This is a genomic window from Symbiobacterium ostreiconchae (assembly GCF_055396975.1).
The window spans coordinates 2,045,658-2,071,252 of sequence record NZ_AP042454.1; the positions used below are offsets into that span (position 1 = coordinate 2,045,658).

Annotated in this window: 24 protein-coding genes; 18 read left to right on the forward strand and 6 right to left on the reverse strand. The window is 70.0% G+C overall.

All coding sequences use genetic code 11. The features are described from left to right. Positions 1–109: 109 nt before the first annotated feature. The gene (locus ACZ5UM_RS09890) at positions 110–511 is read right to left on the reverse strand and encodes a hypothetical protein (RefSeq protein ID WP_464843851.1); all 402 of its coding nucleotides are present in this window, start codon (positions 509–511) and stop codon (positions 110–112) included. A gap of 108 nt (positions 512–619) precedes the next feature. Here ACZ5UM_RS09890 and ACZ5UM_RS09895 point away from each other — a divergent pair, with 108 nt between their 5' ends. The 5 genes from ACZ5UM_RS09895 (at position 620) to ACZ5UM_RS09915 (ending at position 4,978) form a co-directional block, all read left to right on the forward strand. Then, positions 620–1,318 (forward strand): HAD family hydrolase, encoded by a 699-nt coding sequence (locus ACZ5UM_RS09895; RefSeq protein WP_464843852.1) that lies wholly within the window; start codon positions 620–622, stop codon positions 1,316–1,318. Then, positions 1,315–2,115 carry an elongation factor P 5-aminopentanone reductase gene (gene ymfI, locus ACZ5UM_RS09900; RefSeq protein WP_464843853.1) on the forward strand — a complete coding sequence of 267 codons (801 nt, stop codon included), beginning with the start codon at positions 1,315–1,317 and terminating at the stop codon, positions 2,113–2,115. The genes ACZ5UM_RS09895 and ymfI overlap by 4 nt, the downstream gene beginning before the upstream one ends. 95 nt (positions 2,116–2,210) lie before the next feature. Next, positions 2,211–3,707: an S-layer homology domain-containing protein gene (locus tag ACZ5UM_RS09905; protein ID WP_464843854.1), complete on the forward strand. Its 1,497-nt coding sequence runs from the start codon at positions 2,211–2,213 to the stop codon at positions 3,705–3,707. 165 nt (positions 3,708–3,872) lie between these two features. After that, on the forward strand, positions 3,873–4,436 hold the full coding sequence (locus ACZ5UM_RS09910) for a hypothetical protein (RefSeq protein WP_464843855.1): 564 nt from the start codon (positions 3,873–3,875) through the stop codon (positions 4,434–4,436). Positions 4,437–4,573: 137 nt separating this feature from the next. Next, positions 4,574–4,978, forward strand: a complete 405-nt coding sequence (locus tag ACZ5UM_RS09915) for a hotdog fold thioesterase (protein WP_464843856.1) — start codon at positions 4,574–4,576, stop codon at positions 4,976–4,978. Between the two features lie 295 nt (positions 4,979–5,273). On the opposite strand, the gene ACZ5UM_RS09920 is transcribed toward ACZ5UM_RS09915, so the two are convergent. Continuing rightward, positions 5,274–6,077 carry a DUF169 domain-containing protein gene (locus ACZ5UM_RS09920; RefSeq protein ID WP_464843857.1) on the reverse strand — a complete coding sequence of 268 codons (804 nt, stop codon included), beginning with the start codon at positions 6,075–6,077 and terminating at the stop codon, positions 5,274–5,276. 136 nt (positions 6,078–6,213) lie between these two features. Here ACZ5UM_RS09920 and ACZ5UM_RS09925 point away from each other — a divergent pair, with 136 nt between their 5' ends. From ACZ5UM_RS09925 to ACZ5UM_RS09965, 9 genes are all read left to right on the forward strand, one after another. Further along, positions 6,214–6,579, forward strand: a complete 366-nt coding sequence (locus tag ACZ5UM_RS09925) for a hypothetical protein (protein ID WP_273382170.1) — start codon at positions 6,214–6,216, stop codon at positions 6,577–6,579. Between the two features lie 191 nt (positions 6,580–6,770). Continuing rightward, positions 6,771–7,496, forward strand: a complete 726-nt coding sequence (locus ACZ5UM_RS09930) for a Yip1 family protein (RefSeq protein WP_464843858.1) — start codon at positions 6,771–6,773, stop codon at positions 7,494–7,496. 12 nt (positions 7,497–7,508) lie between these two features. Then, the gene (locus ACZ5UM_RS09935; protein ID WP_464843859.1) at positions 7,509–9,089 is read left to right on the forward strand and encodes an efflux RND transporter periplasmic adaptor subunit; all 1,581 of its coding nucleotides are present in this window, start codon (positions 7,509–7,511) and stop codon (positions 9,087–9,089) included. Next, on the forward strand, positions 9,086–9,814 hold the full coding sequence (locus tag ACZ5UM_RS09940; RefSeq protein ID WP_464843860.1) for an ABC transporter ATP-binding protein: 729 nt from the start codon (positions 9,086–9,088) through the stop codon (positions 9,812–9,814). Before ACZ5UM_RS09935 ends, ACZ5UM_RS09940 begins: the two co-directional genes overlap by 4 nt. Continuing rightward, on the forward strand, positions 9,811–11,013 hold the full coding sequence (locus ACZ5UM_RS09945) for an ABC transporter permease (RefSeq protein WP_464843861.1): 1,203 nt from the start codon (positions 9,811–9,813) through the stop codon (positions 11,011–11,013). The genes ACZ5UM_RS09940 and ACZ5UM_RS09945 overlap by 4 nt, the downstream gene beginning before the upstream one ends. 13 nt (positions 11,014–11,026) lie before the next feature. Then, a complete protein-coding gene (locus ACZ5UM_RS09950) occupies positions 11,027–13,351 on the forward strand; it encodes a carboxypeptidase regulatory-like domain-containing protein (RefSeq protein WP_464843862.1) in 2,325 nt (774 codons plus the stop codon). A gap of 279 nt (positions 13,352–13,630) precedes the next feature. After that, the gene (locus ACZ5UM_RS09955) at positions 13,631–14,179 is read left to right on the forward strand and encodes a hypothetical protein (protein ID WP_464843863.1); all 549 of its coding nucleotides are present in this window, start codon (positions 13,631–13,633) and stop codon (positions 14,177–14,179) included. 246 nt (positions 14,180–14,425) lie between these two features. Beyond that, on the forward strand, positions 14,426–15,961 hold the full coding sequence (locus tag ACZ5UM_RS09960) for a serine hydrolase (protein WP_464843864.1): 1,536 nt from the start codon (positions 14,426–14,428) through the stop codon (positions 15,959–15,961). A gap of 137 nt (positions 15,962–16,098) precedes the next feature. Beyond that, positions 16,099–17,844 carry a chloride channel protein gene (locus ACZ5UM_RS09965; protein WP_464848336.1) on the forward strand — a complete coding sequence of 582 codons (1,746 nt, stop codon included), beginning with the start codon at positions 16,099–16,101 and terminating at the stop codon, positions 17,842–17,844. 49 nt (positions 17,845–17,893) lie between these two features. Here the strand turns inward: ACZ5UM_RS09965 and ACZ5UM_RS09970 are convergent, their stop codons facing one another. Together ACZ5UM_RS09970 and ACZ5UM_RS09975 are read right to left on the reverse strand one after the other, a co-directional pair. Continuing rightward, a complete protein-coding gene (locus ACZ5UM_RS09970) occupies positions 17,894–18,220 on the reverse strand; it encodes a DUF1634 domain-containing protein (protein WP_464843865.1) in 327 nt (108 codons plus the stop codon). Then, positions 18,221–19,060 (reverse strand): sulfite exporter TauE/SafE family protein, encoded by an 840-nt coding sequence (locus ACZ5UM_RS09975; protein WP_464843866.1) that lies wholly within the window; start codon positions 19,058–19,060, stop codon positions 18,221–18,223. Between the two features lie 272 nt (positions 19,061–19,332). Between ACZ5UM_RS09975 and ACZ5UM_RS09980 the strand changes: the two genes are divergently transcribed. Continuing rightward, positions 19,333–19,707, forward strand: coding sequence for a HesB/IscA family protein (locus ACZ5UM_RS09980; RefSeq protein ID WP_464843867.1), 375 nt, complete (start codon positions 19,333–19,335; stop codon positions 19,705–19,707). 87 nt (positions 19,708–19,794) lie between these two features. On the opposite strand, the gene ACZ5UM_RS09985 is transcribed toward ACZ5UM_RS09980, so the two are convergent. Then, positions 19,795–20,793: an MBL fold metallo-hydrolase gene (locus ACZ5UM_RS09985; protein WP_464843869.1), complete on the reverse strand. Its 999-nt coding sequence runs from the start codon at positions 20,791–20,793 to the stop codon at positions 19,795–19,797. A 264-nt stretch (positions 20,794–21,057) separates the two neighbouring features. Here ACZ5UM_RS09985 and ACZ5UM_RS09990 point away from each other — a divergent pair, with 264 nt between their 5' ends. The 3 genes from ACZ5UM_RS09990 to ACZ5UM_RS10000 all read left to right on the forward strand — a co-directional run bounded on the left by ACZ5UM_RS09990 (position 21,058) and on the right by ACZ5UM_RS10000 (position 23,626). After that, positions 21,058–22,362: a histidine kinase gene (locus ACZ5UM_RS09990; protein WP_464843870.1), complete on the forward strand. Its 1,305-nt coding sequence runs from the start codon at positions 21,058–21,060 to the stop codon at positions 22,360–22,362. A gap of 93 nt (positions 22,363–22,455) precedes the next feature. Beyond that, positions 22,456–23,229, forward strand: a complete 774-nt coding sequence (locus tag ACZ5UM_RS09995) for a LytR/AlgR family response regulator transcription factor (protein WP_464848337.1) — start codon at positions 22,456–22,458, stop codon at positions 23,227–23,229. A gap of 136 nt (positions 23,230–23,365) precedes the next feature. Beyond that, a complete protein-coding gene (locus ACZ5UM_RS10000) occupies positions 23,366–23,626 on the forward strand; it encodes a hypothetical protein (RefSeq protein WP_464843871.1) in 261 nt (86 codons plus the stop codon). Positions 23,627–23,679: 53 nt separating this feature from the next. On the opposite strand, the gene ACZ5UM_RS10005 is transcribed toward ACZ5UM_RS10000, so the two are convergent. Beyond that, a complete protein-coding gene (locus ACZ5UM_RS10005) occupies positions 23,680–25,458 on the reverse strand; it encodes a stalk domain-containing protein (RefSeq protein ID WP_464843873.1) in 1,779 nt (592 codons plus the stop codon). Between the last annotated feature and the right edge of the window lie 137 nt (positions 25,459–25,595).

Below are 25,595 nucleotides of genomic sequence, written 5' to 3' on the forward strand. Positions count from 1 at the left end.
TTGTATCTATCCACATGCGAGTATAACACACAGTCAGCCATAATGGGCAGATTCTTCACGAGGATCCGCGCAAATTCTTTTTCATCTGCAGCAAGCTCACCACCGCCGGTCAGGCCGGAAACGCCAGGGCGGCCCCCAGCCAGTCGGCCAGCCGGCGCAGCAGGGGATGATCGGCGCGCATCTCCTCGTCGGGCAGGTTGTGCTTGTCGACGATGAGGTAGACCGAGCCTTCGGGCGTCTCCACCACGATCAGCTGAAACTCCGAGCCGCCCATCTCTTCGAGGGCGTCGGCGATCCGCGGGAAGTGGGGATGGGCGAAGTCGAGACTGACCTGAAGCAGGACGTAGCGGTAGCCCTTGATCTCCGTGAGGTCCGACAGCCGGATGACGGCGTCGAAGGGGGTCCCCTCCAGGGCGGCGAGGGCCTCCACCACGGCCTCCGCGCGCTGCTGGTCAACCATGGCGGCCGTGGCCCCCCACTTGGAGGGGCGCTTGTCCGGACGGAAGCGCACGTGCTCACTCTCCTTTCCCCGATTCCGGTTCGTGGCGGTCAGACGCGGTTCCTGCAGGGCGGGTCCGCCCCGGCGCAGAAAGCTAACGTGAGAGGAGGTTCGGCGCACGTGATCAAGGCGCTGTTCTTTGCCCCGCAGGCCCTGGCCTACGGCCCCGACGAACCGGATCTGCTGGCCGGCATCCTGCAGGCGGAGGGGATCGCCGCGAGCCGGGACCAGGTGGCTGAGGCCCTGGCGAAGCTGCCCGCTGATGTGCAGGCGGCGGGTCGGGCGGTGCGCACCCCGGAGGAGGAGAGGGCATTCCACCGGACCCTGTGGACGGCGCTCCTGCCCCTGCTGGGCCGGGATGAGCCGGATCCCGCCGTCCTGCGCAGGCTGGGCGCTGCCCGGGACGATTACCCGGCATGGTGGTCGCTCTACGCAGAGACGCTGCCCGTCCTCGCCGAGCTGCGCCGCCGCGGGTACCTGATGGGCGCGGTGGGCCGGTGGGCGCCGTCGCTGGCCCGGTTCCTGGCCGAGTTTGAGCTCGAAGGATATTTTGACCTCATCCGCCCCTCGGCCGCGGCCGGTCTGCCCTGGCCGGACCCGGCGCTGCTGCGGGACGCCCTGGCCGAGGTGGACTGCGCGCCGGGCGAGGCGCTCTACTGCGCGGCGGCTGTGCGCGACGACGTGCCCTGCGCGCAGGCGGCCGGCCTCACGCCGGTGTGGGTGAACCGCACGGGCATCTCCACGGGGCATGAGGTCATCTCCGTCAGCGACCTGCGGGGCCTGCTGGCGCTGCTGGGCGAGGGAGGAAACACCCGGTGACGGAGCGGCACCCGATGAAGGAAGGGCGCCCGGTCCCGGCCGTGCAGCCCGTAAGGGAGCTGGCGGGCCAGGCTGCCCTGGTGACCGGCGCCTCCCGCGGCATCGGCCGGGCGATCGCGCTGGAGCTCGCCGCCGCCGGCGCCGGCGTGATGGTCGCCTTCCACCGGCAGCGCGCGCAGGCGGAGGCGGTAGTGGCGGCCATCCGCGCGGCCGGCGGGGAGGCGGAGCCGGTGCAGGTGGACGTCCGGGACCCGGCCGCCTGTGAGCGCGCGGTGGCCGGAACGGTCCGCCGCTTCGGCCGGATCGACGTGCTCGTCAACAACGCGGGAACGGCCCTCGAGAAGCTGCTTCTCGACACCACCCCGGCCGAGTGGCAGGACCTGCTGGCGGTGCACCTGACGGGGATGTACGCCTGCACCCGGGCGGCGCTGCCGCACATGCTGGCCCGGCGGTACGGGCGGATCATCACGGTCTCGTCCATCTGGGGCATCACGGGGGCGGCCGGGGAAGTGGCCTACTCGGCCGTGAAGGCGGGGCAGAACGGCTTCACCCGGGCGCTGGCGCAGGAGGTGGGCCCCTTCGGCATCACCGTGAACGCGGTGGCCCCCGGCGCCATCGACACCGAGATGAACAGCTTCCTGCAGGGGGACGACCTGCAGGAGTGGCTGAGCAAAGTGCCGGTGGGGCGCCTGGGCACGCCGCAGGAGGTGGCGGCGCTGGTGCGCTTCCTCGCGGGACCCGGCGCCGGCTTCATCACCGGCCAGGTGATCTCGCCCAACGGCGGCGTTGTGGTCTGATCTGGCAGAGTGCCGCGGTACATTCTGCCACCGGCCTGAACGCGCAAACGAAAGCCCCGGAGGCTTCGTCATGTGGACGGGAGGTCTGCATGACGATGAAGCACCTGAAACGCACAGCTGCGGCGCTGACGGCCCTGGCCGTGCTGGGGTTCGCGGCGCCGCCTGCCACGCAGGGGGCCGTGCTGTGGGACACCGCCGGCCACTGGGCGCGTGCCGAGATCGCCGCGGGCGTTGCTGCAGGATACATTTCCGGCTTTCCCGACGGCAGTTTCCGGCCGGATCAGCCGATCACCCGGGCGGAGTTCTTCACCCTGCTGACCGGCGCGCTGGGCCTCACGCCGCGGCCCGGCGATGCGGCGCCGTATGCGCCTGACCACTGGTCGGCGCGCCAGGGGCAGCTGCAGGCCGCCGTGGCGGCGGGTGTGCTCAACCCCGCCGATTATGCAGGCTGGCTGGCGCCGGATCTGCCCACTGCGCGCCGCGAGATCGTCATGGCCGCCGTGCGTGCGCTGGGACACGAAGACCTGGTGGGGCAGCGCGCGCTTGCGGCCAGCGACGCCGCGGCCTATCCCGACTGGCTGCAGGCCTGGGCGGCCGAGGCCATCCACCTGGGCATCCTGCAGGGCTATGCGGACGGGTCGGTGGGCCTGGACCGCACCGCCACGCGCGCAGAGGCCCTGGTGATGGTCCAGCGCATCCGCGCGGCCCTCCTGTTGAACGCCGTGCCGACGTCGGAGGAACCCGCGCCCGGCGCGCGGCGGTACCCCGCCCCGGGCGAACCGACGTGGACGCTCGACGGAGGCGCCCCGGCGCGGCCCGCATTCTCCGACGGCCGGCACCGCTACACCCTGAAGGTGGACCTTCAGGGCTACACGCTTCTGCCGGCGCCGGGACAGGCGGCCTGGCTGAGCGCCGTGGACGGGCGCGGCACTTACCGCCTCTACCGGCTGGCCGCGGGCCAGGTCCGGGAGATCGCGTCCGGCGACGAACCCATCGTCGCCCTGGCGGTGGCGGACGACGGCCGCCTCTGGTTCAGCCGGGGCACGGACCTGCTCGCGGCAGCGGGGGACGGCCGGCTGGAGCGGTACGCCCTCTCCGGGCAGGCGACCCACGGCGCCCCGGATGAAGCGGGCGGGCTCTGGGCCGTGGACGCGAGCCGCCTCTACCGCGTCGCCGGCGGCAAGGTGGTGAGCTACCCCCTGGCGGAGGGCCTGCTCGCCCGGGTGCGCCACGTGGCGCCGGCGCCGGACGGTTCGGTCTGGCTCCTGCTGCGCGCCGGGCAGCCCGGACGGGGGGTCGAGGCCGTGCGCATCCGCGGGGGAAGGGTGGTGCAGGAGGCGACGGTAGTCCGCGGCTTGCCGGGGCAGGCCGGGACCGTGCAGGCGGCCCTGCTCAGCGAGCGGGGGGACGCGCGGCTCATCCTGGTGACGGCGCCCGAGCGGATGGTGATCCGGTTCGACCTCGCCACGGGGGCGGCGGCGCGGCGGATCCTGCCCGCGGAGGCGGGTGATTGGGCGCAGGTCCTGCCCGCGCCGGAAGGCGGTGCGCTGGTGGTGGACCGGCACGGCCGCCGGTGGCGCGTCGCGGACTGAGTTCCAGGTCCGGAAGATTCTGGCATGAGGGGTGTGCGGGGCCCCGGGCGACATAAGATGGGGATGGCTGCAGTTCTGTAAAGCCTTCCGGAGGTGTCGCACGAGGTGTCCATGCCCATGCCCATGGGAGGCCCGATGCGGCTTCCCGCGCAGGTGGCCGGTTCCATGTCCCGCATGCAGGGGCTGCTTCAGGCGGCCCAGCCCGAAATCCAGGCGGCGTACGCGGCGCACTGGCTCGCCGCCCGCCAGGCGGCGGGCGCCCCGCACTTTCAGGATCTGAGTCAGCACATGATGATGGGCCTGTACGGCACCACCGCGCTCGGCGGTCTGCTGCGCTACGCGCTGTCGGGCCGGGCCACGCCCGATGTGGTCGGCGGGATCATCGACCAGGTGCAGCTGATCCGGCAGAGCTACGAGGGGGCCCAGCAGGCCCTGGAACGGTTCCTGGGCGACGAGGAGGTGCGGTCGCTGAGCGGTGTGCAGCTGATGGGCCGGACGCTCCCGCACCTGGACCGCTTCTACCAGCAGATGGAGCAGCCGGCGCAGGCGGTACTCAGCGGGGTGGACTGGCAGGAATCCGGCGAGGTTCCGGGCTGGCCCGTGAGGCGGGCGGAGGTGGGCGGCTCCGGCCCCGGGTGGCAGCCGCCCGTGCCGCGCTGGGAGTCGAACGGCGAGATGGGCCGGGCAGACGGGGTGAGCGAGCTGCCGCCGCCCGATGGGGAGGCCTGAGCAGGTGCGCGGAGGCAACGGGGCCCGGGATGCGTTCCCGGGCCTCGTTCTGCATAGATTTTGGGATCGTCGAAAGAGGGTGTCCGGCCCCGGGCGGCGAACCTGATGATCCAACGATGGGGAGGGAGCAGATGCACATGGACCTGACACCGTACACGGGCGGCACCCTGCTGGACTCGCTGGGCATCGTGCTGGAGGAGGTCTCGCCGGAGCGGGTGGTCGCGACGATGCCGGTGGATCACCGGACCCGCCAGCCCATGGGGCTGCTCCACGGCGGCGCCTCCGCGGCGCTGGCGGAGACCGTGGCCAGCATCGGGGCGGCGCTCAACGCCGGAGAAGGGCGCACGGTCGTGGGGATGGAGATCAACGCCAACCACATCCGGGCCAAGCGCGAGGGCACGGTGCGGGCGGTGGCCACGCCGGCCCACATCGGACGCACCAGCAGCGTGTGGGAGATCCGCATCACCGACGAGGAGGGCAGGCTGATCTGCCTGTCGCGCTGCACGCTGGCGTTCATCGACCTGGACCGGGACAAGAAGTGAGGCTGGGGAGCCGTGCTCCTCAGCCTCCATCGCGTCCCGGGGCCGCGCCATCCGCCGGGGGCGCTGCAGGGCAGCCAGCCCGACCGTGCCCGCCGCCGTGCCGATCAGCGGGTAGAGCACCACGAGCGGCAGGGGCATCCCGCGGAACACCCAGGGGCCGGACATGACGATGCCGGCGGCGGTGACGATGACGCCGCCGATCCAGGGGAGCCGGGCCAAGGCCGAGATGCCGCCTGCCAGCAGGAGCAGGACAAGCCAGAACATGCAGGGGCTCAGCAGCCTGAACCCGAGCCGGCTACGTCTCCTCCCCTTCGTCCCAGCGGCGCTGCAGTTCCTGGTACGTGGCCGGGAACTCGGGCGTGTACCGCAGGAAGGTGGGAATCGGGTAGCGCACGCCCCCCTTGTGGGTGCCCTCCAGCCCCTCCAGCAGGTCGCCCACCTGCGGCCAGGGGATGGTGAACGCCATCTCATGGTCCTGGGTCTGCCCGAAGATGCGGTCCCCCAGGCAGGGCAGGATGAACTGGGGCCTGTCCTCCCGGGCCGTGCGGATGACGATGTCGGCGCAGTCGGCCCGGCCGCTGGTGGTGGAGGTGACCGAACCGCCGGTCTTCCACAGCGCGCCGGTGACCGCCCGCATCACCTGGGCCGAGTTGCCGTAGATCAGAAGGATCTCGGGCTCAAACGTGCACCGGGAGAGCGGGGCCACCACCACCGTGCCCGCCTCTTCCGGCGCGAACTTGGGAATCTCCTGCTCCGTGAGGGCGCCCTGCGCGCACGTCTCCACGTACATGCCCGCCGCGAGGTTGCCCTCGGTGTAGTACGGGATCGCCGGCTTGAAGCCGAAGGCCACCTGCGCGATGGGGCAGCTCAGGTCCTCAGGCCCCATGGCGACCGCCCAGCCGTAGCGGCGGGCCATGCCGATGCCCTGGCAGATGGCGATCTTGATTCCCATGTCGCGCCACGGGCGGCGCACCCGGTCGGGCAGCGGTTCCCCGCCGCGGAACACCCGGATGCCCAGCGGGAACGTGTCGGTCCGCAGGTGCCGGTCCAGCGCTGCCGCCACTTCCCGGCAGTCCAGCGTTCTGGCCGTGTTCCCCATGTGAATCCCCCCTCTGCTCCGCCAGTTTTCTCTATACTTATGCACAATTCCTGCCATGGCGAACATGGCGGTGCAGCAGGAGGAAGCAGCCGCGAGGGAGAAGAAAAGCAACAAAAAAGTAATGGGAGGTCTTCTGATGTTCGGCCTGATTTTGGCGCACAGCGTGATGCGCTGGGTGGTTCTGGTCGGCGCGGTCGCGGCGCTGGTGGGCGCCCGGCTGGCCGGCGACCGGGGCCAGGAAGGATGGGGCGGCCGGACCGGATTTCTGTACACCTTGGCCCTGGATGTGCAGGTGCTGATCGGCCTGGTGATCTGGACGCTGGAGACGGGCTGGAGGCTCAACGCCTTCTTCGCCTTCATCCACCCGGTGACGATGGTGCTGGCCATGCTGGTGGCGCACTTCGGCCGCCGCCGGCAGGTGCGCTCGGTGCCGGCGGCCGGCTTCTGGGCCTATGCCGCTTCGCTCGGGTTGGTGCTCGCGGCCATTCCCTGGAGAGCCTGAACGCCGATTGCGGTTCACCCCCTTCTGCCGTGAAGGGGGTTTTCCATTTGTTCACGTCGAACCCTCACAGAAAGAGGTGAACCGTTTTACCTTACGAGAGAACCATTTCTGCCCATCAGAGGGTCTCATCAACGGAAGTAAGCGGGGAAACCTGTGCCTTTTCCTGTACGTCGTATAAGGAGGTTGACAGCGTGAGCGAGTCCGTGATGAACAACGGCGCCGGACCGCGCATCTCGCCCTGGCGGGCGGTGCTGCGCGTCCTTACGGATCCGGGAGAGACGTTCCGGGCCATGGCGGAGAAGCCGCCGGTCCTGGCCCCCTATGTGGTGCACATGCTGGCGGGGCTGGTCTACATGGTCTTCGCCTACCGTCCTACGCTGGACCTGGCCCTGCAGGCTTCCCTCGCCGCGATGCCCCCGGGCCAGCAGGCCGACTTTGAAACGATGCGCACCGTCATGCAGTGGAGCGCGGGGGCCGGGCTGGTCGGCTCCGCGCTGGCCGGTCCCTGGGTCGCAGGCTTCGTCATCTCCCTCGTTGCGATGTTCTTCGGCCAGTTCCAGGGCGGCGGCGTGCCCCTCACGTCCTACTTCGGGATGGTCGGCTACGCCCGTCTGCCCTTGGCCATCCTCACGCTCCTGATGGGCGTTTTCACGGGCATCACCGGGCGGCTGGAGTTCGACCTGAGCCCGGCCGTCCTCCTGCCCGAGACCGCCAGTCCGGTCCTGGCGGCCCTGCTGCACGCCTTCAACCCGCTGCACCTGTGGTACTACGTCCTGCTGGGCATCGGCTTCGCCTCATTGTTCGGCCGTGAGCCGCGCAAGGGGTGGATCCTGCCCGTGGCGCTCTTCGTGATGACCACCCTGTTCCAGATGGGGTCGGCTGCCGTGAGCGCCTCGCTGATGATGACCATGAACTAAGGAGGAGCCGGTGTGAAGCGTAAGGTACTGATCGCGGCCGCGCTCCTCGCAGCGGTGGCCGGACTTTTCGCTTTCAACCTGATCGACCGTGACACGCCCGCATCGGGGCGGGGGGGAGCCGTTCAGGGGCCCTCCGGCGCTCCGCAGGTCCGGGTGCAGACCGTGCAGCGGGGCAGCCTGCTGCAGGAGGTCATCGCCCCGGGCATTCTGGAGGCCAGGGATGTGCACGAAATCCGTGCGCCTTTCAACACCCGGTCCGTGGCCCTGAAGGTGGGCATCGGCGACCGGGTGGCCCCGGGGCAGGTGCTTGCGGTCCTGGATTCCGACGACCTGGCCCTGCAGGTCTCGGCGCAGGAGGCCCAGGTGGCCCGGATGGAGTCGTCGCTGGCGGCCCTCCGTCTCCAGCAGCAGGAGGCGCCGCTGCAGCTTAACCAGCGGCTGGCCCAGGCGCGGGCCCAGCTGCTCCAGGCCGAGGACAACCTCGCCGCGGTCCTGCGGCAGGACGACGTGCTGCGCACCCGGCTGGAGCAGGCCCGCCTGAACGTGACGACGCTGCAGAACAAGAGCGCCGAGGGGGCCGACAAACTGGCCGCGGCGCGGGCCGCTCTGCTGGATGCGGAGAAGGCCTACCAGGCCGATCCGGCCAGTGCGGCGCTGCGCGCCGCCTATGAACAGGCGCGGGCGGCCTACGACGAGGTCCTGCGCCAGAGCCAGCAAGCGGCCGAGCAGGCCGCGGCCCAGCTGCGGGCGGCCTACGACGAGCTGGCCGCCGCAGAGGCCGAGTACGCCCGGGTGAGCGGCGAGAACGCGGTGGCGGTGCAGCTGGCCGTAAGCCAGGTGGAGGCGGCCCGCATCGCCCTGCAGCTGGCGGAGATGGAGGCCCAGAGCGGCGGCACGCTGGCCGAGCAGGTGCGGGCGGCCGAGATTGAGCTGGAGGCGGCGCGCACCAGCCTGAACGCCCTGCGGCAGAAGCTCGCGCAGGCGGAACTCACCGCCCCGGCCGCGGGCACGGTCCTGGCCGTGGCCATTCAGGACGGCATGCCCGCGCAGGAGACCCAGGTGCTCCTCACCATCGGCGACCTGGACGTGCTGAAGGTGACCGCCCAGGTGGACGAGCTCGACATCACGAAGCTGGAGGCCGGACAGCCGCTGTCGGTGGAGACCAACGCCGCGCCGGGTGAGCGGTTCGAGGGCCGGGTGACCCGGGTAGCGGCCCAGGCGACCGTGACGCCCACCGGATCGCCGTACTTCCCCGTAGAGGGCGAGGTGGTCAACCGCGACGGGATGCTCCGGGCGGGCCTGAACGCCGAGGTGACCATCGCCACGGCCGAGCGGCATGACGCGATCGTCGTCCCCGCGGCGGCGGTGCGCACCGACAACGGCGAGATGAGCGTGCTGGTGGTGGAGAACTTCACCGTCCGGGTGCGGACGGTCGTGGCCGGGCTCCGCACCGAGACCGAGATCGAGATCCTCGAGGGGCTCACGGAGGGTGAGCAGGTCGTCGTCAGCCCCTTTACGCTGATCAACTCCCTGAAGGAGGGAGACGCGGTTCGGGTGGAGGAGGTGGACGAGACTTGGGGGAAAACCCGATGATCAAGCTTGAAAATGTGACCAAGGTCTATAAGATGGGCAGCACCGAGGTCCACGCCCTGCGGGGCGTGAGCCTGGAGATCCACGCCGGCGAACTGGTGGCCATCATGGGCCCCTCCGGCTCCGGCAAGTCGACCCTGATGAACATCCTCGGCTGTCTGGACCGGGCGACCAGCGGGACCTACGTCCTGGACGGGCGGGAGATCACCGCCAGGAACGAGTCGGAGCTGGCCCGGGTGCGCAACCGGCAGATCGGCTTCGTCTTCCAGACGTTTAACCTGCTGCCCCGGATGTCGGCCCTGCGCAACGTGGAGCAGCCGCTGCTGTACGCCGGCGTGGGCGCCCGGGAGCGCCGCCGGCGTGCCCGGGAGGCCCTGGAGCGCGTGGGGCTCGGCGACCGGATCCACCACCGCCCGAACGAGCTCTCCGGGGGCCAGCGGCAGCGCGTGGCCATCGCCCGGGCGCTGGTGACGCGGCCGTCGATCATCCTGGCCGACGAGCCCACCGGCAACCTGGACTCCCGCACGGGTGAGGAGATCCTCGCCCTGTTCCAGGAGCTCCACGCGGAGGGGGCGACGGTGCTCATCGTCACCCACGAGCCCGACGTGGCCGAGCACGTGAACCGCGTCATCCGGCTGCGGGACGGCAAGATCGTCAGCGATGAGCCCGTGGCCAATCCCGTGCGGGCGGTGGACCGGCTTGCGACGATGGGAGGGCCCGAGGAATGAACATCCTCGAAACCCTCCGGGTCGCCTGGGAGGCCCTGCTCGCCAACAAGCTGCGGTCGATCCTCACCATGATCGGCATCATCATCGGCGTCGGGTCGGTCATCGCCGTGGTGGCGATCGGCCGCGGCACCGAAGCGGCCGTGCTGGGCGAGCTGCAGGGGCTCGGTGCGGGCGTCTTCTACATCATTCCGGGTTCGGCCACTTCCACCGACGCGCTGAGTCGCATGGAGCCGATCAGCGAGCGGGACATGCAGCAGCTGGAGGCCATGCTGCCCGACATCGAGGCCGTGATCAGCGGCGATACGATCGGCGTTCGGGCAGAGTGGCAGAAGGAGTCGCTCTCCACCTACGCCTACGCCGTTTCCCCCGGCTTTGAACGGGTGGTGAACGTCAAGGTCCTGGAGGGCCGCTGGTTCACCGAGGAGGAGATGAAGGGCGGCGCCCGCGTGACCGTCCTGTCCAGGGACGCGGTGACCCGGCTCTTCGGCGACCGCAACTACAACCCCGTGGGCGAGCGCCTGAAGATCAACGGGCTCACCCACCAGGTGATCGGCAGCGTGGAAAACACCACGGGCGCGCTCTCGCAGAGCATGGGGATGCAGGATCCCGCCCTGTACCTGCCGGTGGCCGCGGTGCACCGCATGACGGGGAGCACCGATTCCTGGATGGTGGTGGCGAAGGTGCGCCCGGGGGCCGACGTCCAGAGCGTCATGGACGACGCCGTCGCCCTGCTCGGGAAGATCAACAACGGGGCGAGTTACATGGGCTTCAGCATGGAGCAGATGACGGCGGCCCTGACCACCGTCACCGGCCTTCTGACGGGTCTGATCGCCTCCATCGCCGCGATCTCCCTGCTGGTGGGCGGCGTCGGCATCATGAACATCATGCTGGTCTCGGTCACCGAGCGCACGCGCGAGATCGGCCTGCGCAAGGCGATTGGGGCCACCTACGGCAACATCATGACGCAGTTCCTGATCGAGTCGGTGGTGATCTGCATGGTGGGCGGGGCGATCGGCGTGGCCTTCGCCGCCGTGCCCGTGTGGCTGGTCGGCCGGGCGATGGGCGTTTCCATGCTGATCGACCTTCCCACGGCGATTCTGGCCCTGAGCTTCTCTGCCCTGGTCGGGGTGATCTTCGGCGTCTATCCGGCCTCGAAGGCGGCCCGGCTCGATCCTATTGAGGCCCTGCGCTATGAGTAAGGAGGATGAGCGCGTGAACCGTTATGGTAGGAGTTCCGCCGGGGCGATCCGGCGCAGGATGGTGTCCCTTCTGACCAGTCTCCTTCTCGTGGCTTCGGTGGTCTTGCCCGCGGCGGCCCAGGAGGCGGCGACCGAGGTGCTGCTGCGCGTCGCCGACGCAGCCGGGCGTCCCGTGCCCTCGGCCACGGTGGAGGTCTACGAACTGGGCTACGGCCTGGTGACGGTCCAGACGGCCGGCGCGGACGGGCTCCTGCGGGTGCCCCTCGCATCGGGCCGCACGCGGCTGTGGCAGGCCCGCGCCACCGCCCCGGGTTACGAGGTGCAGGAGACCGGCTGGTTCGACCCGGCCCAGGGCGGCGTGCGCATCATCACGCTGGAGCCGGTGGGCGGCGAGCTGCAGGTCTTCGTCCGTGACGCCGACGGCCGGGCCAGCGCCCGCGTGACGCTCCTGAACAGCGCCGGGCGCGTGGTGGCCGGGGGCGAGGCGCAGGCCGGGCGCTGGATCGCCCGGGATCTGGCCCCCGGCGCGTATACCGTTCTGGTTTCGGCCGACGGCAAGGCGCCGGTGGAGAAGAGCGTGTCGGTGAGCCGCGGCCGGGTGACGGTGGAGGCGATCTCGCTGCAGCAGGGGACGATCACCGCCACCGGCCAGGTGATCGACGGCGGCACCGGCCGGGCGCTGGCGGGTGCGAAGGTGGAGCTGATCCGCGGCGAGCACGTGGTGGTGGGCGCGGCCGAGACCAACACGACGGGGCGCTTCTCCATCCGGACCGACCTGCCGTCTGACACGTACCGGGTGCGGGTCAGCATGCCGGGGTACACGCCGGTCGAGACCGAGGCCGAACAGGTCCTCTCGGGCGGGTACCTGGACTACTCCGGCCTGAACCGGATCACGCTCTACCCGGCCACAGCGACCATCGAGGGCGCCCTGATGACGGCGTCGGGTCGGCCCATCCCCTGGGCGGAGATGGTGCTGATGCGGGAGGGCTTCGGCGAGGTGGCCAGCGCGAAGGTGGACCAGCAGGGCCGCTTCCGCTTTGAGCAGGTCCCGGCGGGGGCCGGCCACCGGTACATGCTGGTGGCGCACGACGCCATCGACAACCTGACGGTCGACCACGTGGACCTGGCCACGACGGACTGGTTCACGGTCAACCCCGGCGGCAAGGTGGAGCGGTCGGTCGTGGCGCAGTCCTTCGCCGAGCAGGCGCTGCGCCAGTCCTCGGTGACCGGCACCGTGCTGAGCCCCACCGGGCAGCCGGTGGAGGGGGCGACGGTGGAGCTGATCCGCCGGAGCCGGGTGGAGAAGTCGGCGACCACCGATGCGGAAGGGCGCTTCACCTTCCCGCATGTGGAGGCCAGCGAGGACGGCGGGGCCGTCACGGCGCCGTACATGCTGCGGGTCAGCAAGGACGGCTACATCACCACCCGTGAGGTCACGGTGATGGGCCAGCGGTCGGTGACATTCCACGTGCCGTTCATGGGCCAGGCGATTCTCTCGGTGACCCTGAATCCGGAGACGGCCGAGCCCAGCGGGCGGGTGGTGGACCAGTTCGGCCGTCCGGTGCAGGGGGCCGAGGTCGCGCTCGTGCTGGCCGACGGCACCGTGGTGGCCCAGCGTCGCACCGACAGCTCCGGCTGGTACCGGCTGGGCACGGTGCCGGCGAACACCAGCTGGGCCGCGCTGCAGGTGAAGGCGGAGGGCTACCTGCCGTCGGGGCAGATCAACGTGACCGAGGCGCTGCTTCAGGGTGAGGCCCTGCCCACCGTGCGGCTGATCCCGGGCACGGCCACGCTGGACGGCGTGGTGGTGAACCTCCAGGGCAAGCCCGTCGCCGGTGCGGCGGTCCGGCTCAGCCTGGACGGCGAGGTGGTCGCGGAGACGAAGGCCGAGAGCGACGGCTACTTCTCGCTGAAGGCCGACGTGTCGTCGGCATCCCTGGGCCTGCTGCTGGTGGAGGGCGAAGGCTACAGCCAGGGCGGCGTCGTGCTGCGTGAGCTCCCGACGCCCGGCCAGACCCTGACGAAGGCCGTGATGATCTATGAGGAGACCGCCGTGGTCGAGGGGCAGGTGCTGGATCAGAACCGGCAGCCCGTCGCCGGCGTGCGGGTGGAGCTGGTGCTGGAGGGCAGCGGGCAGGTCACTTCGGCCCTGACCGACGCCAGCGGCCGCTACCGGATCGAGCAGTCGCTGCCGAATGGGGCCACCTGGGCGTGGCTCCGGGTGCGGCCGGCGTCGGGCACCTTCGGCGGCTCACTCACCCATGCCATGGACATGACACCGATCATCCGCCTCACGCCGGGGGACACGGTGGTCACCGATCTCCTGGTGCGGCGGTAGGCGAAAGCGTCGATGCGGCGAAGGCCGCGGGCACGAGCCCGCGGCCTTCTTGCATGTGTAAAAGCTGCGGTTCCCATTCGGAGGCGCGGCGGGAGCAGCCCGCGGCCAGTTCGGTGACGATGACCCGGCCGTTCTCCCGCACCTTGGCGTACTCTGCACAGCGTGCCGGGCCACGGCCGCCGACGCGGATTCGTCAACCCTGCCAACTGCGCCTATACCGGAAGAATATAGAAACCAGGTAAAATAGAGGCATCTGGTCGCCGTGACGGAGGGAGCAGGGTGGACGAACACGGGCGGAGGCGAGGCTTTCAGGTCGCCGAGCGCCCCCGGGGCAGGGCCTGGGTGCACATGGGGGCGGGCATCATGGTGCCGGTTATGCTGGCCCTTGGCGCGCTCGTGCCGCGCCTCGGGGGCGGACTGGGGGCGGCGGGTTCACCGGAGGCGGGCTGCGCCCCGCTCACCGGCCTGACCCCTGTGGCGGTAGCGGTCCGGGGGACCGGAGGAAGCCTGCACAGGGGCACGGGTTACACGTCCCCGGAGGGGGAGGCGCTGGTGCCGCTGCGCGGGCTGGTGGACCGCGCAGCCCATGTGTACTGGGATGAGAGCGGGCGGACCGTGAGCCTGCTGGGCACCGATGACGTGCTCTCGGTCCACTTTCGCGGGGCCCGGGCGGAGATCCGGTCAGCCGTGCTGAACGGCGAGGTGATCACGGCGCACGCCGTGTTCTGTGACGGGCAGGTATACCTCCCGGTGGGGTTGGTGGCCGCCGTTCTGCACCTCGAGGTGGAGCAGCCGTCGGCGGAAGCGCTGCACCTTTCACCTCGCTGAGCCGTCCCCGGAGGCCGTTGTGATTGGGCGCTCCGGGGGCGAAAGGTTGCCGGCTGCGGCGGTGGTTCGCTGGTGATCGCCGCGGCTGGATGTGAGGACGCAGGGAGTGCCGGCCCCTGTCTGAGCGGCGCCTCGCCGCCTGTGGCACGCGGCCGCCTGGCCGCAACCTTGAAATTTCGCGTATCCCGATGTATACACAAGGTGTAGTATGGAGTCAAACCTTGTGTATAGGGATGGGGAAGGCGTATGGCAGGTCACAGGCCCAGAGGCGTGTTTCACGCGTTCCGCCTGCTGCTGATCATCGCGGTGGTCGCCACGCTCCTGGCGGCCGCTGCAAGGCTGCCGGCGGCGCCTGCGGCGCCGCCGGCGCAGCACGCCGCCCGGGACGCGGCGCACGGGCAGACCGAGGACGCCGCCCCCGTAACAGCGGTGAACCGCCGGACGGAGACCGACCCGGCCGCAATGGCCGAAGCGGGCCGTCCCCGCCCACCCCAGCGGGAAGCTGCGACCAACACCCGGACCGGACAGCCTGACTCCGACGCCCTCTCCGAGTCCGAAGCGAAGCCGGCCGTGCAGCGGGCGCCGCGCACCTGCACCAGGGCGATCCCCTTTGCCCGGGCTGCCGCGGCGGGCGAAGCCTTAGTGTACCTGGGAACGGCGGCCACGCCCGAGCCCGATGCCCTGGGCGGCCTCGAACCGGTGCTGGAGGCCTACCTGGCCACTCTGAACGGCACGTACGGCGTGGCCGTGACCGATCTGGCGACGGGTGCGACAGCCGCGGTGCGGGGCGACCAGGTTTTCGTGGCGGCCTCGACCTTCAAGGTGCCGCTGGCCATGTACGTTTTCTCCCTGGTCGAGAGAGGAGAGGCCGACCTGGCGGAGCCTGTCTACTACGTCCCGGAGGACTGGGAGGGCGGCACCGGCGTTCTCCACGCGGCGATTCCCGGTGACTGCTACACGGTGGCGGAGCTGGTCGACCTGTCGCTGACGGTCAGCGACAACATCGCCACTAACATGCTCCTGCGCCACTTCGGCGACGAAAACGTGTTTGCGTACATGCGGGAGCTCGGCGGCGCCGTGACGAACCTGGCTACCGGCCGCCGGGCCACGACGCCCCGAGATATGGCCCGGTACATGGAGCTGGCGTACCGCCGGGCCGCGGAGCCGGACGGTGAGCTCTACCGCATCCTCATGGGGCTGCTGACCCAGACCGTCTTCACCGACCGCATCGCAGCCGGCGCCCCTGCGGGGGTGCCCGTGGCGCACAAGATCGGCACGTTGCCGGCGATGGTGCACGACATCGGCGTCGTCTTCCTGCCGGAGCGGCCCTTTGCGATTGCGATCTTCAGTTCGGGCGTGAATGAGGCCGCTGCGGCAGTGGCGCTTGCGGACATCACCCGCATCGTCAGCGCGTACATGCAGGGTGGCGCTGAGCTGGCCGCGCAGGTGGCTGGCAGCGCTGCGTCCGCCGCGGCGGGCGGCGGCTCCGAACCGGGCGCCGACACCTCGACGGGCGCTGATCCGGCTTCGGCAGACGGCCCTCCGACGGGCGCTGATCCGGCTTCGGCAGATGGCCCTCCGACGGGCGCTGATCCGGCTTCACGAGATGGCCCTCCGGCGGGCGCTGACACGGCTTCACCAGATGGCCCTCCGGCAGGCGTTGACCCAGCGCCGCCGGACAGCACTTCGGCTGGCGCGGACCCGGCTTCGCCGGACGGCACTTCGGCGGGCGGAACCCCGACGGAAGCCGGCGCCGACCCCGGGGGGGAAGGGGGCCGGTAACGGCGTAACCGGCGCTGCAGGGAAAGCCGGGGCGGATCCCGCCCCGGGAGACTCGTGAGTCTGGCGAGACAGGAGACGGTCCTGCCCTTGCTTTCTGCATGCAGAATGGGAAAGTGTGGGGAGGTTGTCCGTTGGCAATGCGCGATAGGGTTCCCAGGCCGGACTGGCGTCAGCTGATGGCGCCGGTCCGGTCGTCTGATCTGGCCGCGGTCATTTTGCTGCTCCTGGTGATGCTGACCGGCGGTCTCACCGCCTTTGCGGTCCGCCTCTTCGAGTGGCTGGTCAACCGCCTCTTCACCCTGGGCTATGCACAGCTTCCGGGCTGGCTCGGCTCCGCCGGCCTGCCCGGATGGTCCGCGTTCCTGCTCTTCCCGGCCCTGCTGGGGCTGGCGCACGCCGGGGTCAGGCGGCTGACCCCGCGCGCCGACCGGCATCATGCGATCCCGCTGGTGATCCTGGCCCTGGCGCGCCGAGAGGGCCGGCTTCGCCCGGTCTCGACCCTGCTGAAGACGGCCGCGTCCATCCTCACGCTGGGCGCCGGGGGCTCGCTGGGCCGAGAGGGGCCCGTGGTGCTCCTCGGCGCCGGACTCGGCTCGGCTCTGGGACAGCTCCTGCCCATCCGGCCCCAGTGGCGCCGGGCGCTGGTTGTGGCCGGCGCGGCAGCGGCCATCGCCACGGCGTTTCACGCGCCGATCGCGGGCACCTTCTTCGCGATGGAGATCGTGCTGATCCAGTTCTCCTCCCGGGCCTTCGCCCTGGCGGCGCTGGGCGCGACCGTGGCCGCGGTGCTCTCCCGGTACCTGTCCGGCGGGCCGCCCTTCCCCATCCCGGCCTACTCCGTGCAGGATCCCTGGCAGATCCCCCTCTTCCTGGGGCTCGGCCTGTTCATCGCCCCGCTCTCCCGGCTCTACATCGCCGCAATCTACGGCAGTGAGGAGGCGGGCCGGCGTCTGGCTCGCATCCCGGAGAGCCTGAGACCCGCCCTGGGCGGCATCCTGTTCGGGCTGCTGGGACTGCTCCTGCCGCAGACGCTGGGGCCCGGCCTCGACACCATCCAGGAGGCTCTGGAAGGGCGCCTCCCGCTGCTGGCGCTCGCGGCGCTCCTGGGCGGCAAGCTGGTCGCCATCGCCCTGACCAGCGGGAGCGGGTGGACGGGCGGCACCTTCACCCCCGCGCTGTTCCTGGGTGCGATGGCCGGCGGCGTCTACGGGCATCTGATGGCCCTCGCGCTGCCGGGGGTGGCGGTGCAGCCCGGGGCCTACGCGGTCGTCGGTATGGCGGCCATGATCGCCGGCGCGACCCAGGCGCCCCTCACCGCCCTGACGCTCATCTTCGAGATCACCCGCGACTACCGCATTGCACTGCCCGCCATGCTGGCGTGCGGCGTCGCGGCCGTGCTCAGCCAGCGGATCAACCCCTACTCCATCGACACCCTGCACCTGCCGGAACAGGGGATCCTGCTGCCGTGGCAGGTGCAGGACCTGCGGGACGTCCGGGTGGAGCAGGCCATGGCACACCCGGTGACCGTCGCCAGGACGGGCATGTCCCTGAAAGAAGTCATCGCCCTGATGCGGGAGACCCGCCACGGCGGTTACCCGGTGCTGGACGAGCGGGGGCGGCTGGTGGGGATGATCACCCTGAAGGACGTCCGGGACGTGCCGCTGGAGCGGCGGCTGGAGACGCCGGTGAACGAGGCCATGTCCCGCAGCCTGGTCACCGTGACGCCGGACCAGACGCTTGCCGAGGCGGCGCTCCTGCTGGTGCGGCACGGCATCGGCCGGCTGCCGGTGGTGGCGCCCGACGACCCCGGGCGCCTGGTCGGGCTGCTGAGCCGGACGGACATCCTGCGGGCATATCCCACGCTTACGGATGCAGAGGAATAGAACACGCCCACCGGCTTCACGGCCGGTGGGCGCGGTGTATCGATGTGCTTCAGCGGCCCTCGCCGATCAGCATGCCGGCGAAGACGAAGAGCAGCACGGCCAGGGAGATGAGCCCGTAGACCACATCGCCGAGCCGCAGGTAGATGACCATGGCCGCCGCCACGCGCAGCAGCGGCGTGCAGACCAGGGCGATGATGCCCGCCGTCACCAGCTGGGGGCCGATGGCGAGCGGAAGCTGGAAGAGGACGACCACCAGGCCGGAGGCGATCAGCGTGGCCGCCACGGCGGTGCCCACCCGCAGGAGGCGCGCGACCGCCAGCTCGACCCGTTCCACGTCCTGGGAGACCGCATGATCACGGGTGTCCAGGCTGTCCACTCAGTACGTCACCCCTTTCCACGCCATCTGCACGGCCACGTAGACAAGCAGCGGGACGAACAGGAGGCGGAGGGTCGAGCCTTTGAGCCGCATCATCAGCCGGGAGCCCAGGAGCGCCCCGAGCAGCACGCCCAGGACCACGGGCCCGGCCACCAGCGGCTTCACGTCGCCCCGGACGAAGTAGACCGTGGCGGAGGCCGCCGCCGTCACGCCGATCATGAAGTTGGACGTGGCGGTGGAGACCTTGATCGGCAGCTTCATGACCATATCCATCGCCGGCACCTTGAACAGTCCCCCGCCCACTCCCAGAAGCCCGGCGAAGGCTCCCGAGACGTACATGAGAAACAGGCCGGGCAGGGCGCCGGTGGCGTGGTAGGTGACGGTGCGTCCGAGGGCCTGGTCGTAGTAGGATCCGCGCAGCTGAAGCCGCTGCGACAGCTTGTCCGGCTCCACGTGCCCGGGCAGCTCGGACTTCCGGGCCCGGAACATCGTCCAGGCCGAGTACGCCATGAGGACGGCGAAGAGGAGGAAGAGGAAGCGGACGGGCAGGTAGCCGGCGATGAAGGCGCCGGTCAGCGCGCCGAGCGTGGAGCCGACCTCCAGGAACATGCCGACGCGGGTGTTGGTGATATGGTCCCGCAGGTAGGCGACCGCCGCCCCGGTGGAGGTGGCGATGATAGAGACGGCGCTGGCGGCCACCGCCGTGCGGAAGTCGAACCCGAACAGCAGCGTCAGGGCCGGTACGATGATGATGCCGCCGCCCAGCCCCAGCATGGAACCCACCAGCCCCGCGAGCAGCGCCGTGCCGAGGATGGCGAGGGTGAGCGCGATGGGGGTCATAGTCATCTCCTTTGCCGGTGGGGTGATCGGGAACTGACGTCTACTACTATACACCTGATACCAATCAGGGAAAAGGCGGCTGGAACGACCCACACGCAGATGCCGGACCGGTCGCCGTGGACCGGAGGCAGGCCGCACCGCCCGGGTGCAGGCTGACGTCTCAACAGGTAGAGAGGAATCCTTGCGATCCGCCGCGCGATGGCATATAGTTGATTCGTAGCGGATCGTACAGGGGAGTCGAGGGGTCACGGGAGTGAAGGAGGGAAAAAACGGTGAACATTACCCTGACCGATAAGGCCACGACCCGGCTGAAGGAGATCATCAAGTCCAAGGGTGAGAATCTGGCCCTGCGTGTGCTGGTGCGTCCCGGCGGTTGCTCGGGCTTCGAATATGGCATGGCCCTGGAGCGAAACCCGCGCCCTGACGACAACGTGGGCGAGTTCGACGGGATCAAGGTCGTCATCGATCCGGCCAGCCTGCCCTACCTGGATGGCTCGACGATCGACTACGTGGACAGCCTGATGGGCGGCGGTTTCGCGATCAACAATCCCAACGCGGTCACCAGCTGCAGCTGTGGCCAGTCCTTCCGTACGGCCAACGCGGGCGGCGCCCCCAGGTCGTGCGGCAGCGGCGGCTGCGCGCATTAGGAGACGGCACCGCAACGGGCCGGCGGAGCTTTCCGCCGGCCCAGATGTTTTCGGGCCGGGCGCCCTGGCCCGCGGAGGCCGCGGCGCTCACGCGGCAGCCCGGTAATGCATCCCCGTTTTCCGCAGCCGGCCCTGGTTGCAGAGGTACACCAGGTGCGCCAGGGTTTCGGCCAAGGCGAAGCGAATCTGGTGCAGCGTCAGCTCCTCGACCGGGAAGATTCGGCGGCAGACCTCCCAGGCCGTGGCGCCGCCCGGCGCGGCGTCGGCGGCCGCAGCGACCTTCGCCAGCCGGTCGACGTGGTGCGCGGCGATCTCCCGGGCCCGCCCTGCCACGTCGTGGATCAGCGCCCGGTGCCCCGGAAGGGCGACTTTCGCCCCCAGAGCCTCCACCCGGCGCAGGGAGTACAGGTAGTCGGCCAGCGGGTCGGGGCGGCTGCCGGGCCAGACGGACACGTTGGGCGTGATGCCCGCGAGCAGCATGTCGTTGGCCAGGAGGATCGACCGCCGCGCATCCCAGAAGACCGCCAGGCCGTCGGAGTGGCCGGGGGTCCAGATCACCTCCCAGGTGCCGCCGCCCATGGCGATCTGGCTGCCGATCGGCAGCGGGCGCAGCTCGGGCAGCGGCCGGACCCGCTCCACCTGCTGCAGGTGATGCCGGCCGAGGGCGAGGGCCGTGGCCTCGTCCATTCCCTCTTCCAGGCACATGGCGGTGAGCCGCTCTGCCATGCTGCCGGTCTCGTCGGCCCAGAAGCGCTGGAACTGCTCCATCTCGGTCTCCGGCAGGAAGACCGGCGCGCCGGTCAGCTGCTGGAGCCAGCCGGCCGCCCCCACGTGGTCCGGGTGGTAGTGGGTGAGGACGATCTGCCGGATGTCCTGCGGCCGGATGGCCAGGTCGGCGAGGGCGCGGGGCCAGGCGTCCAATGCCAGGCTGTCGTGAAAGCCGGTGTCCACCAGGGTCCAGCCGGACGGGTCCCGCAGCAGGTAGCAGTTCACGTACCGCAGCGGGATGGGGATCGGGATCGGGACCAGGAAGATGCCGGGGACGACCTCGGTGGGCGGCCGGTAGGTCGGGGGCTTTGCACGCACGGTCTCGCAGTCCTCCTCTTGGGCGCGGCAGGCGCCAGCGGCCTGAAAGAGAATTAGAGACATATCAAGTTTATGTTCTTTTTGACGATAAAGCGTGCCGGAGCGATATTCCCCGCCTTGCCGCGTGCTTGGCGGAGGCGGGGTTCCGCACCGCTGCGTGCGTACCTGGGGGCGGGTTTCCGCACCGCTGCACACGTGCCGGAGGTCCCCGCACCGCGGCGTAGGCGGCAGGGCCGGCGGCTTCGCGAACGGAGGTGCACGTGGATGAACCGCAGGACACGGGCGCAGGTCTTCGCCACGCTGGCGGTGGGCGGGGCGGTTCTGGTCTGGCTCGTGTGGGCGCGTCCGCCCTACGCGGTGGAGTGGGCGGCGCTGGTGGTCATCACGCAGGTGGTCCTGGCGGTGCTGCTGCTCCGGGGCCACGAGGACGAGGAGTCGCTCAACCCGGCCATTCTCGAGTCGATCACCAGCTTCGACACCTCGCTGCGCATCGGCGAGGAGACCATGCCCTACCTGAAGCAGGGGCTCAACTTCGAGTCCGCCCAGAAGATCTGCGAGATCATCCGGCAGATCACGGAGATGGACGCCGTGGCCATCACCGACGACAAGGTGATCCTCGGCTTCTCCGGCGTGGGCTGCCGGCGGCACCAGCAGGGCGGTCCCATTCTCACCGGGGCCACCCGCTACGTGCTGGAGACCGGCGAGGCCAAGGTGGTGAACGATCCGCGGGTCCTTACCTGCGATGAGCCCGGCTGCCCCCATCCCCTGAAGGCCGCCGTCGTCACGCCCCTGAAGTTCCGGGGGAAGGTGGTGGGCACGTTCAAGCTGTACCGGGCAACCCAGGCGCCACTGCCCACCTACGTCGTGCGGCTGGCCGCGGGCATCGCGGCGCTCCTGGGCATCCAGATGGAGCTGGCGGAGTCGGAGCGGCAGCGGCAGCTGGTGGTCCGGGCGCGGCTGGAGGCGCTGCAGGCGCAGATCCGACCGCACTTCCTGTTCAACGTGCTGAACACCATCATCATGTTCTCCCGCACGGATCCGGACCGCTCCCGGGAGCTCCTGGTAAGCCTCGCCCAGTTCTTCCGCCGGTCGCTCACCACCCGCGGCAACATGAACACCTTCCAGGATGAGCTGGAGTACATCAACATCTACCTCTCCCTGGAGAAGGCCCGCTTCGGCGAGAAGCTCCAGGTGAAGCTGAAGGTGGATCCCCGGGTCACCGGCGCCTCCGTTCCCGTGCTGACCCTCCAGCCTCTGGTCGAGAACGCGATCGTGCACGGCCTGGCGCCCAAGGAGGACACGGGCGTCGTGGGCATCCGCGCGCGACAGGTCGGCGACCACCTGCATATCCTGATCGCCGACAACGGGATCGGCATGGACCGGGAGACGCAGCGCCGGGTCTTCGAGGAGGGCTTCGGCACCAACATGGGGCTGGGCCTGACCAACGTCAACGAGCGGCTGATCTCCCTCTACGGTTCCGAGTACCGGCTGCGCATCCGCAGCTCCCCCGGGCGGGGCACGGCCATCCGGCTGCGCATCCCCCTCCGCCAGGCATCTCTGGGGGATTGAGCCGCGTTTCACGTGACAACCCTTGGCGTTCACATGTCCGTCGTCTACAATGGTGAAGCGAGAGTCCCAGCGGAGAAGGAGCGTAGGTTGCCAATGGTGCTGAGGGCCCTGATCGTGGATGACGAATACCCGGCCCGGATGGAGCTGCGGTACCAGCTCAGCCAGTTCCCCGACGTCGAGGTCATCGGTGAGGCGACCAACGCTCGCGAGGCCATGGCACTGATCAACGCGCTGGATTACGACGTCATCTTTCTCGACGTGCAGATGCCGGGCATGACCGGCATCGAGCTGGCCAAGAGCCTGAAGGGCCGCGCCGTCGTGCCGAAGGTCGTCTTCGTGACCGCTTACGAGAACTACGCCGTGTCGGCCTTCGAGATCCCGGCGACGGACTACCTGCTGAAGCCCATCGAGGGCGAGCGGCTGGCCGAGACCATTCAGCGCCTGCGGGACGCGAAGGCGGGCGCCGCGGGCGAGGGCCGGCCGGAGGCGGGCGAGGCCGCGGACCGCGCGCAGGAGGAGAGCAAGCCGCCGCTGACCTTCCTCATGTGCGAGAAGGATGACAAGCAGATCCCGCTGCCGCTGAATGAGATCGTCTACATTTTCTCAGAAGGCTACAACGTCTATGTCCAGACCTATTCCGAGCGCTACCTGACGCGCCACACCCTGCAGGAACTGACGGAGCGGCTGCCCTCGTCACAGTTCTTCCGCAGCCACCGCTCGTACCTGGTGAACATCTTCCAGGTGAAGGAGATCAGCCCGTACTTCAACGGCGCGTATATTTTGAAACTGAAGGACAAGGAGCACTCCGAGGTGATCGTCAGCCGATCCAACGTCAAGCGGATGAAGCAGCTCTTTTCGATGGGCTGATGGAGATACGCGGGTCCGTTCGGTACCCGCGCACAGATTCTCTTCGGACGCGCGCATTGGGCCCTTTGGACAGGCAGGAGCGGGCCGATGTTTGGCGAAGTAGACCCTGCCGAGGTCGCGGAGAGGAGAGATGGACGTGTCTTACTTCGAGCGCCTGACACCCACCCGCTGGCCGGCTGATGCGCACATCCAGACGCCGTGTGATCCGCTCGTCGCGGCGGCGGAGTTCAGCTATGCCAACCCGGGTTTTGCAGGTCTCCTGGAGGTCAGCGTCCAGGGGCTGATCGGGGGGCGCCCGGTGCTCAAGCCCGTCCTCGTCAGAGTGGATGGCCCCGGCCGCTGCAGGCTGGCCCCTCCCGGCGCGCGCCTCGTCGAGCCGACCCGTGAACTGGTCTGAAGGCACATAACAGCCGCCCTCCTGTGCTGCGGGAGGGCGGCTTTTGGATGCGTCTACTTGAGGAGCCACGTCTGATCGGCCAGGACGAAGCCGTGATCCATCAGGCTGTACGCCTCCGCATAGAGCCCGCTCCGGCTCTGGTGACCCAGCAGCACCAGCATGACCTCCCGGCCGTCACGCCAGGCCGACGCCACCAGGGTGTAGCCGGCCTTTTCCGTCCACCCGTTCTTCACGCCGGTGGCGCCCGGGTAGCGCAGCACGAACAGGTTGCTGTTGGTGAGCTGGCGGTTGCCATACGGGCCGGGAATCGTCCACTGCGGCGGGTACATGTAGGCCCGGAACAGCGGGTTGTGAAGCGCGGCCCGGGAGATGCGGGCCAGGTCCTCGGCGGTGGAGTACGGGTTCACCCAGTCGTCGAGCCCGGAGGACGTGACGAAATGGGTGTTGCGGGCGCCCAGTTCGGCGGCCCGCCCGTTCATCCACTGGGCGAACGCCTCCTCGGTGCCGGCGAGGTGTTCGGCGATGGCGACGGCGGCGTCGTTGCCGGATACCAGCATGAGCCCGTAGAGCAGCTCACGCAGGGTGCGCTGCTCGCCGGTCTGCAGGTAGACGCTGGTGCCCGGCTGGTTGGCGGCGTTCCAGCTCACGGTGACCACCGCATCCGGGTTGCCGTGCTCGACGGCCAGCAGGGCGGTCATGATCTTGGTGGTCGAGGCGATCGCCCGGGGTGTGCGGGCGTTGTGCTCGCTGAGCACGGCTCCGGAGGCCACGTCGACGAGGATGTACGCGGGGGCCGCCACGTCGGGCACACAGGTGGTGCCGCCGGCCGGGCCGAGGGTGGCGGTCCGGGTGGGGTTGGACCAGGTGAGCGGCACGCCCAGGTGGTCGGCGATGTCGCGCGCCGCGACCAGCGGCCGGCCGCCGACCAGCATCGGCGCCGAGGTGAGGGTGACCGTTTCGCCGTCGAGGGTGGCGGTCGTGGAGTCGGGGATGAGGACCAGCCTCCGGCCGTTCAGCTCGGCGGCGATCGCCGTGCCGTCGCCGGTCCGGCTGACCGAGCCTCCCAGGGCCTCAACCGCCTCCACCAGCGGGACGAACGTCAGGTTCTGGATGATGGGCACGGCCCCGATGCACTTCCCGCCGGCCTGGAGGAAGGCCCGGTCCTCCAGCAGCGCCAGCAGCGGCTCCACCACCGGCTGGCTGTCCAGATGGCGGGTGTACCGGTTCGCGACCCAGCCGCGCACGCCGCCCGGCAGCGCGACCTCCGTCCACTCCGCTCCGGGCTCCTCACTGACGATCTCCAGCCGCGTGCCCAGCGGCACCGTCGTCAGGATCGGCGCGCTGGTGCTCGGCTCCTGGCGCACGTTGAGCGGCCCGTCGATCACCTCCAGCTGGCGCGGAGGCGCGAGGTTCACCGTCACGGTGCGCGTGGCGCCGTCGTACCCGACCTCCGCCCCCAGCCCTTCCGACAGGAAGCGGAGGGGGATGTAGGTGCGGTCCGCGATGAGCTGCGCCGGCACGTCCAGCTCTACCGGCTGGCCGTCCACCAGCGCGGTGCGCTCGCCGATGCGCAGGGAGACGGTGCGGCCGCCCAGCGCGGCCGTGACCAGGTTGGGCGGCTCCCAGCCGACCTCGGCGCCCAGCGACTCCAGGTACGCCCGCATGGGTACCAGCACGCGGTTGTCTTGAAGGATGGGGGTCTGCGGCAGGTAGAGTTCCCGTCCGTTCACGTAGAGGGAGAGCGGCTGCACATCGGCGGCGACGGCCGGTGCAGCGCTGACCAGCAGGGTTGTCGCAGTAAGCAGCGCCGCCAGCTTGTTCCGTATTGGCAAGGTGTGTCACCTCAATAACCATATCACTATGTGATTGGACGGGGCTTGCCATAATCGGGTTCCGTCTCTTGCGGAGGGTGTTGGTGGAAAAGAAAAAGCCTCTGCAGCCCACGGGCTGCAGAGGGAGTGGCTGGTTT